Genomic DNA, 14,493 nt, shown 5'->3' with positions numbered 1-14,493 from the left:
GGAGCGGCGGTCGCGGTGTTGCTCGCACGGCGGCTCCGGTGCTTCTTCCGGGGGCGCAGGCGCGGCGGATGCGCGTCGTGCGCCAGTGCGCAGTGTCCGCTCAAAGCGGTGCGGCGCAACGATAAACGGCGAAGCCCCTGCACCCCGTCTGATCGCGGGAGGATGCGCCGGCGTGGCGTTTTGCCGCCCGGCAACTGCAAATCAATATGCGATGGACGATTTCGGCTCGCCGCATCTGCGCGCGACATCCTCCGGGACGCAGACGAAGCGACAGGAGACCGTGACCGCTCACAAATCGGGTCCTGCAGGTACAACATACGGCCAAAAACGCTATCTTTGCGGCAGATAAATTTCGCCGAAACAGGCCGCTTGTGCACAGACGACTAATTTTGCCGCTGTACACGGCCTTTATGCCTTTGCAGGCGAACATGTGCAGAAATTATGCTCGGACTCTTTTACATACTCCTTTTCTGGCTGATCGGCAACGCATTGAGCATCCTGACCGGAGGTTATGTGTCAGGTAACATCATCGGCATGATCCTGCTTTTCGCGGCGCTCTGCATGCGTTGGGTCAAAGCCGAGACCGTGCGTCCGGCGGCGAAATTCCTGCTGGGAGCCATGGCGCTCTTCTTCGTCCCCTACGGCGTGGGGCTGATGGACTCCTACCGGGTGATTCTCGACAATCTGTGGGCGATCGTGATTTCGGGCATCGTCTCGACGATCGTCGTCCTGCTCGTCACGGGGCAGACCTTCCAAAGCCTGAACCGCCGTTCGCGCCTGCGGCGCATCCGGCATCTGCGCGAAACCGCTCCAAACACTCCCGACCATGATTGACAAGGCATTCCTCTCCTCGGATCTCTTCCTGCTGACGCTCACCGTAGGACTCTACTGCTTGGGCTGCGCCGTCTACCGACGGCTGCGGGTGCCGCTGCTGCATCCCGTACTGCTGACGTTCGTCGCGGTGATCGTCTTCCTCAGCGCGGCGGGCATCGACTATCCCCGCTACAAGCAGGCGACTTCGGCGCTCGATTTCGCGCTGGGCATGTCGGTCGTGGCGTTGGGATACCTGCTTTACGAACAGATGGAACAGCTGCGCGGCAGTCTGCTGCCGGTGGGCGTCGCAACCCTCGCGGGATGCGTGACGGGCGTGCTGAGCGTCGTCTATATCGCCATGGCGTTCGGCGCAGGGCGCGAAATCCTCACCTCGATAGCCCCCAAATCGGTCACCGTGCCGATCGCCGTCTCCGTGTCGGGACCGCTGGGCGGCATCGTGCCGATCACGTCGGTCGTGGTCTTCTGCGTCGGAATCTTCGGCAGCATCTTCGGCGAGTGGATTCTGCGCCGCTGCGGGGTGCGGGACGCCGAAGCGCGGGGATTTGCGCTGGGAGCCGCCGCACACGGCATCGGAACGGCGCGCGCCATCGAGATAGGCGCCGTGGAGGGCGCTCTGAGCGGGCTGGCCATGGCCCTGATGGGGCTGGCGACGGCGCTGCTCATGCCGCTGATGGAGCGGTATCTGTATTAGCCGCAACCCCTGCGGCGGACGGACGGACGTATATCGGCACCATAAAAGTCGCATCAAAGTTTTTTAAATTCTATAATAAATACTACTTTTGCACAATTACTGGCAATTCGTACAAAAGTAGGTTAATATGGAGTGGTTACACACCTTGTTCTTCGGCAACGGCATCGCCCATGCCGTGCTGACCTTCGCGTTGGTCATCACCATCGGCATTCTGCTCGGAAAAGTCAAAATTGGCGGCGTCTCGCTCGGAATCACGTGGATTCTGTTCGTGGGCATCGTCCTGAGTCATTTCGGAATGACGGTGGACGGCGAGGTCAGGCATTTCGTGCAGGAATTCGGGCTGATTCTGTTCGTCTTCTCGATCGGTCTGCAGGTCGGACCGGGATTTTTCGCATCGTTCAAACACGGCGGCATGACGCTGGTCATGTGCGCCGTGGCGATCGTATTGCTGGGCGTGGCGACGGCCTATGTCGTCCATCTGGTGACCGGCACGCCGATTCCGACGATGGTCGGCATCCTTTCGGGCGCCGTGACCAACACCCCCGGACTGGGCGCCGCGCAGCAGGCTTACGCCGATGCGTCGGGGATCGAAGACCCCACGATCGCGCTGGGTTACGCCGTGGCCTATCCGCTCGGCGTCGTGGGCATCATATTCACGATGATCTTCATCCGCTACGCCCTGCGCGTGAAGTTCGAAAAGGAGGACGAGGGGCTGGCGGCGCTGAGCCGGGAGCACAAGCTCGCCGACAAGGTGTCGGTCGAATTCACCAACAAGACGCTCGACGGCCGCACGGTGGCCTATGTCCGCGACCTGATCAACCGTCAGTTCGTCATATCGCGCATCCTGCGTCCCGACGGAACGATCTCGATGGCCGATGCGGATAGCGTGATACACCTCGGCGACCGGCTGTGGGTGATCTCGCAGGCCGAGGACATCGAGGCGATCGTGGCCTTCTTCGGCCGCCGCGTGGAGATGACCGACGAGCAGTGGGGCAACAATACGCCCAACGCCGAGCTGGTGTCGCGCCGCATCCTGATCACGAAATCGTCGCTCAACGGCAAGAAATTCTCCGACCTGCGCCTGCGCACGAAATACGGCATCACCATCACGCGCGTAAACCGCGCGGGCGTCGATCTGATCCCCTATCAGGGCTTGGAACTGCAGGTCGGCGACCGCGTGATGGTCGTGGGACCCGCGAAGGCCGTGGCGCAGGTGGCCGACGTATTGGGCAACTCGCTCAAGAAGCTGAACCAGCCTAATTTGGTGACGATCTTCGTAGGTATCGCTTTAGGTGTGCTGCTGGGGTCGATTCCGCTGCTCAACGTGCCCCAGCCCGTGAAGCTCGGACTGGCCGGAGGCCCGCTGATCGTGGCCATCCTGATCGGACGCTTCGGTACGCATTTCCATCTGGTCACCTACACCACGATGAGCGCCAACCTGATGCTGCGCGAAATCGGCATCGCGCTGTTCCTCGCGGCGGTGGGCATCGGCGCGGGCGACGGATTCATCGACGCCATCGTCGACGGCGGTTACCGCTGGATCGGATACGGCGTCATCATCACCGTCCTGCCGCTGATAATCGTCGCGCTGGTAGCGCGGCTGTGGCTCAAGATGAACTACTACACGCTGATGGGACTTATCGCCGGATCGACGACCGATCCCCCGGCGCTGGCCTACGCCAACGCCACGGCGGGCAACGACATGCCGGCCGTGGGTTATTCGACGGTCTATCCCGTAGTGATGTTCCTGCGCGTGCTGACGGCGCAGATATTCATCCTCTTCGCGCTGTAAAAGGGGACGGTTCGTAAAAAATGTTACGAACTGTTACCCGCCCGACATGCCGCCCCGAAGCATGTCTGAGCGGGAAACGAAGCGGCGGAGAGAGTCCGAAGGGAGATAAAATTCAACGATGGCTTTTAATTTTTAATAGGAATACCTATCTTTGCAAACAGCAAATCCAAACACCTGATTACACTATGGCAAAAGCAGTCAACATCGCCCGTTCCCATCGGTTGGACGGCATCGGAGAGTACTATTTTTCGCGCCGTCTGCGCGAGATCGCCGAAATCGAAGCGGCAACGGGCCGTCAGATCGTGAAACTCGCTATGGGCAGCCCCGACCTGCCCCCGCACCAGTCGGTCATCGACCGTCTCGCCAAAGAGGCGCAGCGTCCCGACGTGCACAAATACATGTCCTACAAGGGAGAGCCGATCCTGCGCAAAGCTTTTGCAGACTGGTACAAGAAATGGTACCGCACCGAGCTGGACTACAATTCGGAGGTGCTGCCCCTGATCGGTTCGAAGGAGGGTATCATGCACATCTGCATGACGTTCCTCAATAAGGGCGACAAGGTGCTGGTGCCCAACCCCGGCTACCCCACCTACTCGGCGGCCGTGCGTCTGGCCGGCGGCGAGATGGTGACCTATGCGCTCAACAAGGAGACGAATTTCCGCCCCGATTTCGCGGCGATCGAGAAGGCCGGGCTGGACGGTGTGAAGATGATGCTGATAAACTACCCCAACATGCCGACGGGACAGACCCCGACCATGGAGCTGTTCCAGCAGATCGTGGATTTCGGCGCCAAGCACAACATACTGATCGTGCACGACAACCCCTACAGCTTCATCCGCAACGCGGCGGCTCCGATCTCGATCATGGAGGCCGAAGGCGCGCGCGACGTGGCGCTGGAGATGAACTCGCTGTCGAAAGGCCATTCGATGGCCGGCTGGCGCGTGGGCGTGGTCGTAGGCAAGAAGGAGTGGATCGACTCGATCCTCACGTTCAAGTCGAACATGGATTCGGGTATGTTCTACCCCATTCAGGCTGCGGCCGACACGGCGCTGGCGCTGGGCGAGGAGTGGTTCAAGGAGCTGAACGACATCTACTACGGCCGTGAGAAGCAGGCGTACGCGCTGCTCGACGCGCTGGGATGCAAATACCGCGAGCATCAGGCGGGACTGTTCGTATGGGCCGAACTGCCGGAGTCGTACGAGGGCGACAGCTTCGCATTCTCGGACGAGGTGATGGACAAGTGCGACGTGTTCCTGACTCCGGGCGGCATCTTCGGCTCGGAGGGCAAGCGTTACATCCGCATCACGCTCTGCTGCCCAGAGGAGCTGCTGAAGAAAGCGACGGAAAACATCAAGGCCAAGTTCGGAAAATAATCCGGCGGCGATACGGTCCAAAGAACCGAATGACAAAGAGACTGTCTCAGCGTTTTGAGACGGTCTCTTTTTTTGCCGTGGTTGTCGGCCGTCGCACGGACCGGAGCCGCGGTGAAAAAGCGGAATTCGGGAAGCGGAGATCGGTAAAAATCACTATCTTTGAAACAGAGCGGTCGCAGTCTTGCCGGGCGGCCATTTTTCCGCCGAAACCGACGCATATGGAGATAAAATCACTGGAAAAGACAGACTTCGACACGCTGTTCAGGGCTTTCGGCCGGGCGTTCGCCGACTACGAGGTGCAGCTGAACGCGGAACAGCTGCGGGCCATGCTGACACGGCGCGGTTTCGATCCCGCCCTGTCGTTCGCCGCATTCGACGGTGCGCAGATCGCGGCTTTCACACTGAACGGCATCGGCAATTTCAACGGCGTGCCGACGGCTTACGACACGGGAACCGGGACCCTCAAGGAGTACCGGGGCACGGGACTGGGCACGGAGATTTTCAGACACTCGATGCCGCACCTACGGCGGGCGGGCGTCGGACAGTATCTGCTGGAGGTGTTGCAGCACAACACCAGAGCCGTGTCCGTTTACCGGAATCTGGGGTTCGAGACGGTCCGAGAGTTCAACTATTTCTGCCGGGCGAACACGGAAATCGCCGACCGGGGCGATACGCCCCGCCTGCCCCACTCGGTGAGACGGACAGATTGGGATTTCACGCCCTCGTGGCAGAACAGTTTCGAATCCATAGGAAGAGCCGCCGGAGATTTCGTCAGTCTGGGCGTATTCATCGAAGAGGAACTCGTCGGCTACTGCGTTTTCGAACCCGCGTCGGGCGACGTCGCGCAGATCGCGGTGAAGCGGCAGTACCGCAGAAAGGGAATCGCCGGCCTGCTGCTGCGGGAGATGCTCCGGCTGAACAGGAACGACTCCATCAAAATCATAAATACCGACGTTTCGTGCGGCTCGATAACCGGATTCCTGCAAGCGAAAAACATCGTGCCGCAGGGAAAGCAGTTCGAAATGATCCGGAAGATATGACGCGGCGGCAGCGCATCGCCGGTTCCCGCATCAGACCGGCGGCGGCCTTTCTTCGTGCCGCTCCACGCTGATGCCGACGATGCGGAAAAGAGGAGGACAGGCCGCCGTGCGGCGTCCTCATGCGGGCAACGGATCTTCCCGCGATGAAAAAAGGCTCTCCGCACGGAGAGCCTTTGGCGAATTCTGCGACCTCAGGGATAATCTGCGATTGCAGCGGCGCGCTACTCGTTCACGATACGGACCGAGAGGATCAGGTCGCCGGGACGGATGTCGTCGATGACGTCCAGCCCTTCGACGACGCGGCCGAAGCAGGTGTGACGACCGTCGAGATGCTGCGTCGTTTCGCGGGTGTGACAGATGAAGAACTGCGAGCCGCCCGTGTCGCGTCCCGCATGGGCCATCGAAAGCACGCCCCGGTCGTGGTACTGGCGCGGAGCCGAGGTTTCGCATTTGATCGTGTAACCCGGACCGCCCGTGCCGTCGCCTTTGGGGCAGCCGCCCTGAATGACGAATCCCGGAATCACCCGGTGGAAAGTCAGTCCGTCGTAGAAACGGCTCTCCGCCAGTTTTACGAAGTTCGCCACCGTGCCCGGCGTCTCGTCGGTATAGAGTTCGGCTTTCATGTCGCCTTTCTCGGTCGAAATAATTGCGTATTGTGCCATATCGTTCGATAAAATTAAGGTTCCAGAACTTTGATTTCCGCGGCGGCAGCCTTGACCCGTTCGCGCAGGGCCTCCAGATCGCCGTCGAGCGGGGCGTAGCCCGTGACCACGCCCATGCGGCGGTTCACGCGGGCCGAGGGTTTGCCGAAGATGCGCACGTCGGTGCGGGGATCGGCGGCCAGTGCGCGGTCGATGCCCTCGTAACGCGGCGCCGAGGTGCAGGCGACCGGCGAGAGGACGACGGCCGAGGCGCCCAAACGCTCGAACGTGACGGCCGGAATCGGCAGCCCCAGCACGGCCCGCAGGTGCAGTTCGAATTCATTGAGATTCTGCGTGCCGGCCAGCGTCACCATGCCCGTATCGTGGGGCCGCGGCGAGAGTTCGGAGAAGTAGACCCCGTTTTCGTGGCTCAGGAAGAACTCCACGCCCCACAGCCCGGCGCCGGTCAGCGCTTCGGTGACGGCGGCCGCCATGCGCTGCGCTTCGGCCAGATGTTCGGGCGCGATGTGCGGCGACTGGAAGCTTTCGCGGTAGTCCCCGCCCTTCTGCACATGGCCGATCGGCGGGCAGAAGAGCGTCGGGCCGTTCTTCTGGGTTACGGTGAGCAGCGTGATCTCGCTGTCGAAGCGGATGAACTCCTCGATAATCAGCTCGCGGATGTCTCCGCGCGACCCTTCGCAGCCATAGCGCCAAGCGTGCTCCAGCTCTTCGGGTCCTTTGACGAGCGACTGGCCTTTGCCCGACGACGACATCAGGGGTTTCACCACGCACGGATAACCGATCTTCGCGGCGGCTTGCTTCAGCTCGTCGTACGACGTCGCGTAGAAATAGCGGGCGGTCTTCAGCCCCAGCTCCTTGGCCGCAAGGTCGCGGATGGCTTTGCGGTTCATCGTGAAATTGACGGCGCGGGCGCTCGGCACGACCTGCACGCCCGCCTTTTCGAACTCGTAGAGCCGTTCGGTGCGGATCGCCTCGATTTCGGGCACGATGATGTCGGGACGGTGTTTCCCGACGGCGGCGGCCAGCGCGTCGCCGTCGAGCATGTGAAACACTTCGCATGCGTCGGCGACCTGCATGGCGGGGGCGCCCGCATAAGAGTCGCAGGCGACGACGGTCTGTCCCAGCCGCTGCGCCGCGATCACGAATTCCTTGCCCAGCTCACCCGAACCGAGCAGCATTATTTTTTTCATGGACTTCTGTTTTTTTAGTGACGCAAAGATATGTTTTTTCGGCCTAAATTCGTACCTTGTAATGATAAAACTGCTCCGAAACCATGAAAAACCCGTTCATCGAATTATGCGGCTGCATCTGCCTGACCCTGCTGACGCTGGCGCCGCAGCCTGCCGCGGCGAAAACGGCCGGGGAGGTCCCGCCCGCCGATACGCTCCGCACCGTCTTCTTCACCGACATACACGTCACGCCGGGCAACGCGCAGGATTCGCTCTTCCGGATCGCCGTCGCGGAGGCGAACGCTTCGGACGCCGATCTGGTCATCTTCGGGGGCGACCTGACGAACATGGGGAGCGACCGCGAGCTGGCGCATGTGCACGGACTCATGTCGCAGCTCCGCAAGCCGTGGTTCACGGTGCCGGGCAACCACGAAACGACGTGGTCCGAAAGCGGCTGCACGACATTCCGCCGTCTGTTCGGACATGCGGGATGCGTCGCCACCCGCGCCAAGGGTTATCTCTTTCTGGGCTATGCCAGCGGGCCTTATATGAAAATGGCCGACGGAATGATACGGGGCGAAGACCTCGCATGGCTCGAACGCCAAGCGGCCGCCGCACGGCCCGGCGAGCGGATCGTAAGCCTCTGCCACTACCCGCTCAACGGGGATCTGACGAACCGGCAGGAGGTGACCGAGACGCTGAAAAGCGTGGGCGTCACGGCATCGCTGTACGGCCATTACCACCAACTGCAGCTACGCAACTTCGACGGGATTGCGGGGATTCCGGGCCGCGCGCTCGCGGGCAAAAGGGGCGAAGCGCCGGGGTATACGCTGCTCGACTTTTTCGCCGACTCGGTGCGCATACGCGAGAAGCCGCTCGGCATGCCCCCGGTCACTCGGTATACGGTCTGCCTGAAAGACGATCCGCAGATATTGGCCCTCCCCTGCGACCCGCTGCCGCCGGCGCCCGACGCCGAAGGCCGCATGCGGCTGGTCGTGCAGGACAGCGCCATGGTGCTGACGGGAGCGGCATTCTGCGGCGAGGTGCTCTGTTACGGCAATTCGCAGGGCGTACTGCGCGCCTACGACACGCGCAAGGGACGCGAATTGTGGCGGCACGTCTTTCCGGACGGGCTTTACACCACCCCGCTCTGCACCGACGGACTCGTGATCGCGGGAGCCGCATCGGGCGGCATATGGGCCTTCGACGCCCGGACGGGGCGCGAGAAATGGCACCTTCCGACGCAGAGCGCCGTCGTGGGCGACGGACTTACGGACGGCGGGGCATTATATATAGGGCTGGGAACCGGTTCCATAGGCAAGATCGACCTGCGCAGCGGCAGGCTGTTGTGGCGGCACGATTACGGCTGCGGGCAGGCGCAGGGGCGTCCGGCGCTGGCCGACGGACGGCTCGTATTCGGCGCATGGGACCGCCATCTCTATTGTCTCGATGCAGGCACCGGCGAACTGCTCTGGAAGTGGAACAACGGCAGCGGCAGCCTCTTCTTCTCGCCGGGGCATGTCGTACCCCGCATCGCCGGCGGCAAGGTCTTCATCGTCGCCCCGGACCGCGTCGTGACCTGTCTGGATCTCGCCACCGGGAAGCAGCTATGGCGCGACAACAGCCGCAAATCGCGCGAAACGACCGGACTGAGCGGCGACGGACGGAGGTTCTACTACAAGACGATGGACGGCGAGCTGGCGGCCATAGACACCTCGGCGGAGCGGTACCGCGAACTATGGTGCACGGACCTCGGCTGGGGGTATGAGTACAACTCCTGCCCGGCATTCGTGCGCGACGGCGTGGTCTATGTCGCGAGCCGTCACGGCACCGTTGCCGCAGTAGGCGAAGACGGCACGCTGCTGTGGAGCGTCAAATGCTGCAATTCGGGCGGAAATGATTTCGCGCAGGCTCCCGACGGCTCCCTGTGGACGACCTTCGCCGAAGGCAAGGTCTTCCGGATACCATAAACGGGCCTACAAATCTTATTTTTAATAATTTCCGGCAATTTTTCGCGCGTCGGAGAACAACGTACGCTTTTTTTGCATACTTTTGCGGTACAATATACACTTCCGCCCAAAATGTACACAAAACAGAGCGGGTGTAATTAACAACGATAATGAAAAGCGTCACTATCCTAACGATTGCGGCCATGGCGATGGCCGCTGCGACGGGTTGCTCCCACGACACCCCCACCCCGTCGCCCGAACCGCCCGTAAAGGGCGGGGAATTCAATGAATTCGGCTTCACGACAACCGCTCCGGTCACGCTCTCCGTCGATTACGGCGACATGGCCGGGATGCCGGCCAACGTCTATTTCGAGGTCTACGACACTTGTCCCGTCGAAGAGACCGAAACGGCCTATGCCAAAATCGCAGGTGTCGAGCCGCTCTATGCCGGCTATACCGACGGGCAGGGGCGTTTCGAAGGGACGATCGAACTGCCCGCGTATATCCGGAAGGCTTATGTATTGACCCCCGCCTTCTATGCGCGCACCCTGCTCGAAGCGACCCGCAGCGGCGATATGCTGACCGCATCGGCCGAATCGGGAGCACCTGCCAACGCAGCCCCCGCATCGACGCGCGCCAAGGAGTATCATTCGACGGCTGTCGAGCGGGACGGTTGGAAGACATGGCTGGGCAGCTACGACACGACCTACGGCAGCATCGGCTACGAATACGACGGCGATCTGAAGGTCAAGAATTACGGAGCGCTCCTCAAGGCGCACGCAAGCGTGTTCGACACGACCAAAAAGTGTCCGAAGGAGTACCGCTCCTCGCGCGACCTCTATCTCGAAAAATCGGCCGAAGTAGTCATCACCCTGCTGGGCAGCAACACCTGCTGGAACAGCTCGATGGGTTATTATTACTACAAGACCGGCAACAAGCCCAAGTCGCTCGCCGACGCCAATGTGGTGATGATCTTCCCCAACACGCAGGACGGCCGGTGGAGCAACTCGCCGTGGGAATCACGGCTCTATCAGGGCGTGGAGCGCGGCACCGCCGTACAGCTGATCTATTATCCCGAAATCGCCGACGGCAGCAAGGCCGGAGCTACGACCGTATTCCCGGCCGATTACCGCATCGGCTTCGTACTGGCCACCAACGCATGGACCAACCGGCTGAGAGCCGGAGACAAAAAGTACCGCGCCGCGACTTCCGACGGTCTGAGCGTCAATAACAACGGCGTCGCCTATCAGACGCCGCGCACGGCCGTATTCCGCTATACGGACAAGAAAAGCGGCATCAATTCGGTGCTCTTCTCGTTCGAGGACCACACCAACGACGAGAACTTCAGCGACGTGGTATTCACGATGACCTCCAACCCCGTGGACGCCGTGACGGACATTCCGTCGGTCGATGTCAACGACGGCAAGAAGACGGCCAACGTACTGCGCGGCATCTATGCCTTCGAGGACCTCTGGCCCAGCCGCGGCGACTACGACATGAACGACGTGATGGTCCGCAGCGATTACGAGAAGGTATTCAACGAAAAGGGCGTTTTCGAGGAGTCGTTCATGCTGAAGACCTTCGCCAACTTCGCAGGCAACGCCAACGGACTCGCCGTGACCCTTACGGGAGCTGCGGCGGATGCAAAACTCGAATTCAGCGTCCGCAAGCCCGGCGCCGAGACGTTCGAAGCCGCGGATTTCGAGCGCGACGGCAAGGTCGTGCTGCTGACGCCCGACGTTAAGGAGACGATGGGTGCGACCTACCGGATTACGGCGAAATACGACGCGCCGGTCGCCGAGGCGCAGGCCGGAACGATCAAGCCGTTTATCTACCGCACCGACCGCGACGGGCTGACCGCAGGGAAACGCTGGGAGGTGCATATCCCCTACGAAGCGCCGACGGCACGCGCCGAGATGTCGTTCTTCGGCACGAACGACGACAAGTCGATTCCCGAAAAAGGCATCTACTACGTACGCGCCGAGAATTATCCGTTCGCGTTCTTCCTTTCGGGTGCGAACGACGGGGACGTGGCCAAACTGCTCGACCAGACAAATGAAAAGTCCCCGATCGATCAGGTCTACCCCGCTTATGCGGAATGGGCCGCTACGAACGGCGAAAAGAATAAAGACTGGTACAAGAAATAATACTCCGCTCTTCAGACAAATACGACCTGCCGCAGTGACGGCAGGTCGTATTTTTTGTTGCGGTGTGGAGGTGGCGGGAGTCGAACCCGCGTCCAAACAGGGAACCCGAAAGCTTTCTACACGCTTAGCCGCCACTTGATCCTTCTACCCCGGTCCGGCAGGCGGCCGCCTAACCGAGGTCCCAGTCCCTGAATTTCGCACGCCGGCCGGGACGGTCCGGCGCACTATCTCTAAATCGATGATACCCCATATGGAAAGCGGTTAAAGAGCGGAACCACTCTCCGGGATACTCGTCGCCAAGCCTCCTTGGACCCGGCGATTAAGCTAACTTTCTCTGAAAATTAGGCAGCGAGTGCATAGCTGTTATTGCCATTTGTAAATCGAGCATCGGGATTAACGAGCCGCCACACAGCGCTCGGCGTGCTTACAATCAAACTCTGCCTGCTGTCAAAACCGGGCACCCCCGTTTTGCGAAACAAAGTCTCATGGAAACATTGCAAAGATAGTACAAATTTTCGGAATAATGCAGCCGCACCGGGAGAAATCGTCTGTTCGGCTCCGCCCAAGGGCGTTGCGCCGGGGAATCCGGTCCCGGTTCACGCACTTGTCCGGCCCGGCAGGAAAAACTGCGCGCAACTGCATGAGCGTCTCCTTGCACCGCGACAAGTCGCCGCCGGGAAGGGTGGCTGAACCGGGCGCAGACAGGTCTCTGTTTGCGGAAAACTCCGTGATGCGCTTATGAGCCGGTCGGGCAACGGCCCGTTTTCCGTTTCCGGCCGGGCGCACCTGCATGAGCAGAGTATGAGAGCCGCAACGACACCCATGACAGCCCGAATCCCGCCGGACGGCATACCGCAGGGCCACTGTTTCCGGAGCTGTCCTATTCTTCCGAAAGCAGCTCGCGGAGCGTCTGCCGCAGCCGTTCGCCGTTAAGGGGTTTAGACAGGTATTCGCTGGCTCCGGCGTCGAGCGCCTTCTGCCGGTCGCGGTCGTAGGCGAACGCCGTGACGGCGACGATCGGCACCGACGGATCGAAGGCGCGGATACGCCGCGTGGCTTCGAGACCGTCCATGCCGGGCATTTTGACGTCCATGAGAATTGCGGCGGGTTTGAGTTCGCGGCATATCCTCACGGCCTCTTCGCCGTCGGAAGCGCGCACGATGTCGAACTCCCTGCGCAGCATCAGCGACACCAGCAGGTAATTGCTGTCGGTATCCTCGGCCACGAGCAGGCGCGGCAGCCGTCCGTCGCCATGCACCGCCGCCGGACGCGGTGCGGGAGCGGCGCCCTTTTTTTCGGGCGCGTCGCACGTCACGGCCGGAATCGTGAACCAGAACCGGGAGCCGCGCCCCACCTCCGATTCGACGCCGATACGGCCGCCCATCTGCTCGACGATGCTCTTCGAGATCGAAAGCCCCAGTCCGGTGCCCTGCGCGAAGCTGTTGAGTTTGACGAAGCGGTCGAAGATGCTCTGCCTATGCTCTTCGGAGATGCCCGATCCGGTGTCTTCGACATGGAAAAGCAACTCGCCGCCCTCCGTACGGTACCCCAGCGTAATGGAGCCTTCGTCAGTGAACTTCACCGCATTGTTGATGAAGTTGGTGATGACCTGAATCAGCCGGTTCTTGTCGCCGACCACGCAGCACTGCGCGTCGTGCTCCCCGAAGATCAGCTCGACGGGTTTGTCCTTGACCTTGAGACTGAGCGAGCACACCGTCTCCTCGCACATGCGGTTGACGTCCACCCGGCCGTAATTGAATTCGAAGGTGCCTGCTTCGATCTTCGAAAGGTCCAGAATGTCGGATATGAGTTTGAGCAGCAGCTCGTTGTTCTCCTCGACGACACGCATGTACTCACGCCGCTCCCCGATGTCGTCCGTCTCGGCCAGCAGGTTCGAAAATCCCACGATGGCGTTCAGGGGCGTGCGGATTTCGTGGCTCATGTTGGCCAGAAAAGCCGATTTGAGCCGGTCGCTGACCTCGGCCTTGTTCTTGGCCTCGATCAGGTTCTTCTCGGTCTGCTTCAGCTCCGTGACGTCGAAATTGACGCATACCATCTCGATCTTCGACGGGTCGGTGTTCAGCGGATTGCGCACCACATTGACGCGGGTCCATCCCGTCGGTTCGCCTTTGGGCGTAACCCGCAGGTCAAGCGTGAATCCGTTGGATTCGCCCGCCTTGACGCGCCTGATTTCCCGGAATATGGCGTCGCGGTCCTCCGGGTCCACGTAGTTGTAAACCCCGATCACCTGCGGCATCGGCGTATCGCTTTCCTCTCCCAGATTATGAAACCACTGCGGCACGGCATAACCGTCGCGCGTCATCAGGTCGAAACGCGCATAGCCCACCTTGCCGAAGCGGCTCACCAGCGAAAACGAACTTTCGAACTCGGCAAGACGGCTGTAGGCTTCGTTGATCTCGGTGTTGTCGATATTGATGACCACGAAATTGATCAGCTCGCCGTACATGTCGTAGAGCATGGTGACCGTCGTATATATCTGCACGTTTCCGTTCTTGCCCGACGAATAGTAGCCGTCCAGCCTGTTGAAATGGTAATCGAGTTTGAACGCCTGCTCCTGCCCGTTGCGCACGTTCTCGCGGATCTCGCCGGGGACAAGCGGGTTGCGGAAGAAATTGACGCCCAGCACCTCCTCCTTCTTCTTGAGTCCGAAGATTTCGAGGTCCTTGTTATTGAGGTCCACCAGATACCCCTCCCGGTCGTACAGCTCGACGCCCACCTGCACGTTGTCGAAGATGTTGCGCAGCAGCTTTTCGCTGTTGAAAAGCGCTTCGTGGGCGTTGTGGACGTCGGTCGTGTCGGAAAAGAGACAGATCAC

General features: G+C 60.8%; 10 protein-coding genes and 1 other RNA gene. 7 read left to right on the top strand and 4 right to left on the bottom strand.

Annotation, left to right across the window (positions count from 1 at the left end):
- Positions 1-441 precede the first annotated feature (441 nt).
- From HMPREF9720_RS02630 to HMPREF9720_RS02610, 5 genes are all read left to right on the top strand, one after another.
- Positions 442-834, top strand: coding sequence for a CidA/LrgA family protein (locus tag HMPREF9720_RS02630; RefSeq protein ID WP_009596636.1), 393 nt, complete (start codon positions 442-444; stop codon positions 832-834).
- Positions 827-1,525, top strand: coding sequence for an LrgB family protein (locus tag HMPREF9720_RS02625; protein ID WP_009596643.1), 699 nt, complete (start codon positions 827-829; stop codon positions 1,523-1,525). The genes HMPREF9720_RS02630 and HMPREF9720_RS02625 overlap by 8 nt, the downstream gene beginning before the upstream one ends.
- A gap of 127 nt (positions 1,526-1,652) precedes the next feature.
- Entirely contained in the window at positions 1,653-3,317 is a 1,665-nt protein-coding gene (locus HMPREF9720_RS02620; RefSeq protein WP_009596645.1) for a putative transporter, read from the top strand.
- A gap of 185 nt (positions 3,318-3,502) precedes the next feature.
- Positions 3,503-4,690, top strand: a complete 1,188-nt coding sequence (locus HMPREF9720_RS02615) for a pyridoxal phosphate-dependent aminotransferase (protein ID WP_009596654.1) — start codon at positions 3,503-3,505, stop codon at positions 4,688-4,690.
- A 218-nt stretch (positions 4,691-4,908) separates the two neighbouring features.
- The gene (locus tag HMPREF9720_RS02610) at positions 4,909-5,730 is read left to right on the top strand and encodes a GNAT family N-acetyltransferase (protein ID WP_009596649.1); all 822 of its coding nucleotides are present in this window, start codon (positions 4,909-4,911) and stop codon (positions 5,728-5,730) included.
- A 221-nt stretch (positions 5,731-5,951) separates the two neighbouring features.
- Here the strand turns inward: HMPREF9720_RS02610 and HMPREF9720_RS02605 are convergent, their stop codons facing one another.
- Both HMPREF9720_RS02605 and purT read right to left on the bottom strand, forming a co-directional pair.
- Entirely contained in the window at positions 5,952-6,392 is a 441-nt protein-coding gene (locus HMPREF9720_RS02605) for a peptidylprolyl isomerase (protein WP_009596647.1), read from the bottom strand.
- A gap of 14 nt (positions 6,393-6,406) precedes the next feature.
- Positions 6,407-7,582 (bottom strand): formate-dependent phosphoribosylglycinamide formyltransferase, encoded by a 1,176-nt coding sequence (gene purT, locus HMPREF9720_RS02600; RefSeq protein WP_009596658.1) that lies wholly within the window; start codon positions 7,580-7,582, stop codon positions 6,407-6,409.
- A gap of 83 nt (positions 7,583-7,665) precedes the next feature.
- On the opposite strand from purT, the gene HMPREF9720_RS02595 reads away from it, so the two are divergent.
- Positions 7,666-9,531 carry an outer membrane protein assembly factor BamB family protein gene (locus HMPREF9720_RS02595; protein WP_009596627.1) on the top strand — a complete coding sequence of 622 codons (1,866 nt, stop codon included), beginning with the start codon at positions 7,666-7,668 and terminating at the stop codon, positions 9,529-9,531.
- A gap of 149 nt (positions 9,532-9,680) precedes the next feature.
- Positions 9,681-11,657, top strand: coding sequence for an LruC domain-containing protein (locus tag HMPREF9720_RS02590; RefSeq protein WP_009596640.1), 1,977 nt, complete (start codon positions 9,681-9,683; stop codon positions 11,655-11,657).
- A gap of 62 nt (positions 11,658-11,719) precedes the next feature.
- Here the strand turns inward: HMPREF9720_RS02590 and ssrA are convergent.
- Both ssrA and HMPREF9720_RS02585 read right to left on the bottom strand, forming a co-directional pair.
- Positions 11,720-12,122, bottom strand: a transfer-messenger RNA (tmRNA) gene (ssrA, locus tag HMPREF9720_RS14940).
- A 415-nt stretch (positions 12,123-12,537) separates the two neighbouring features.
- Positions 12,538-14,493 (bottom strand): ATP-binding protein (locus HMPREF9720_RS02585; protein WP_039939664.1); only part of this gene is annotated, 1,956 nt, incomplete at its 5' end.

Origin of the sequence: Alistipes sp. HGB5 (assembly GCF_000183485.2) — a bacterium.
Classification (GTDB): Bacteria; Bacteroidota; Bacteroidia; order Bacteroidales; family Rikenellaceae; genus Alistipes; species Alistipes finegoldii.
Note: the sequence above shows the minus strand (reverse complement) of the source record. Positions and strands in the feature narration are given on the sequence as shown.

What these genes read in the sequence shown, in the direction of transcription:
- purT (WP_009596658.1), bottom strand. Translation starts at nt 7,582, where the DNA reads ATGAAAAAAATAATGCTGCTCGGTTCGGGTGAGCTGGGCAAGGAATTC.
- HMPREF9720_RS02615 (WP_009596654.1), top strand. Translation starts at nt 3,503, where the DNA reads ATGGCAAAAGCAGTCAACATCGCCCGTTCCCATCGGTTGGACGGCATC.
- HMPREF9720_RS02620 (WP_009596645.1), top strand. Translation starts at nt 1,653, where the DNA reads ATGGAGTGGTTACACACCTTGTTCTTCGGCAACGGCATCGCCCATGCC.
- HMPREF9720_RS02630 (WP_009596636.1), top strand. Translation starts at nt 442, where the DNA reads ATGCTCGGACTCTTTTACATACTCCTTTTCTGGCTGATCGGCAACGCA.
- HMPREF9720_RS02610 (WP_009596649.1), top strand. Translation starts at nt 4,909, where the DNA reads ATGGAGATAAAATCACTGGAAAAGACAGACTTCGACACGCTGTTCAGG.
- HMPREF9720_RS02605 (WP_009596647.1), bottom strand. Translation starts at nt 6,392, where the DNA reads ATGGCACAATACGCAATTATTTCGACCGAGAAAGGCGACATGAAAGCC.
- HMPREF9720_RS02590 (WP_009596640.1), top strand. Translation starts at nt 9,681, where the DNA reads ATGAAAAGCGTCACTATCCTAACGATTGCGGCCATGGCGATGGCCGCT.
- HMPREF9720_RS02625 (WP_009596643.1), top strand. Translation starts at nt 827, where the DNA reads ATGATTGACAAGGCATTCCTCTCCTCGGATCTCTTCCTGCTGACGCTC.
- HMPREF9720_RS02595 (WP_009596627.1), top strand. Translation starts at nt 7,666, where the DNA reads ATGAAAAACCCGTTCATCGAATTATGCGGCTGCATCTGCCTGACCCTG.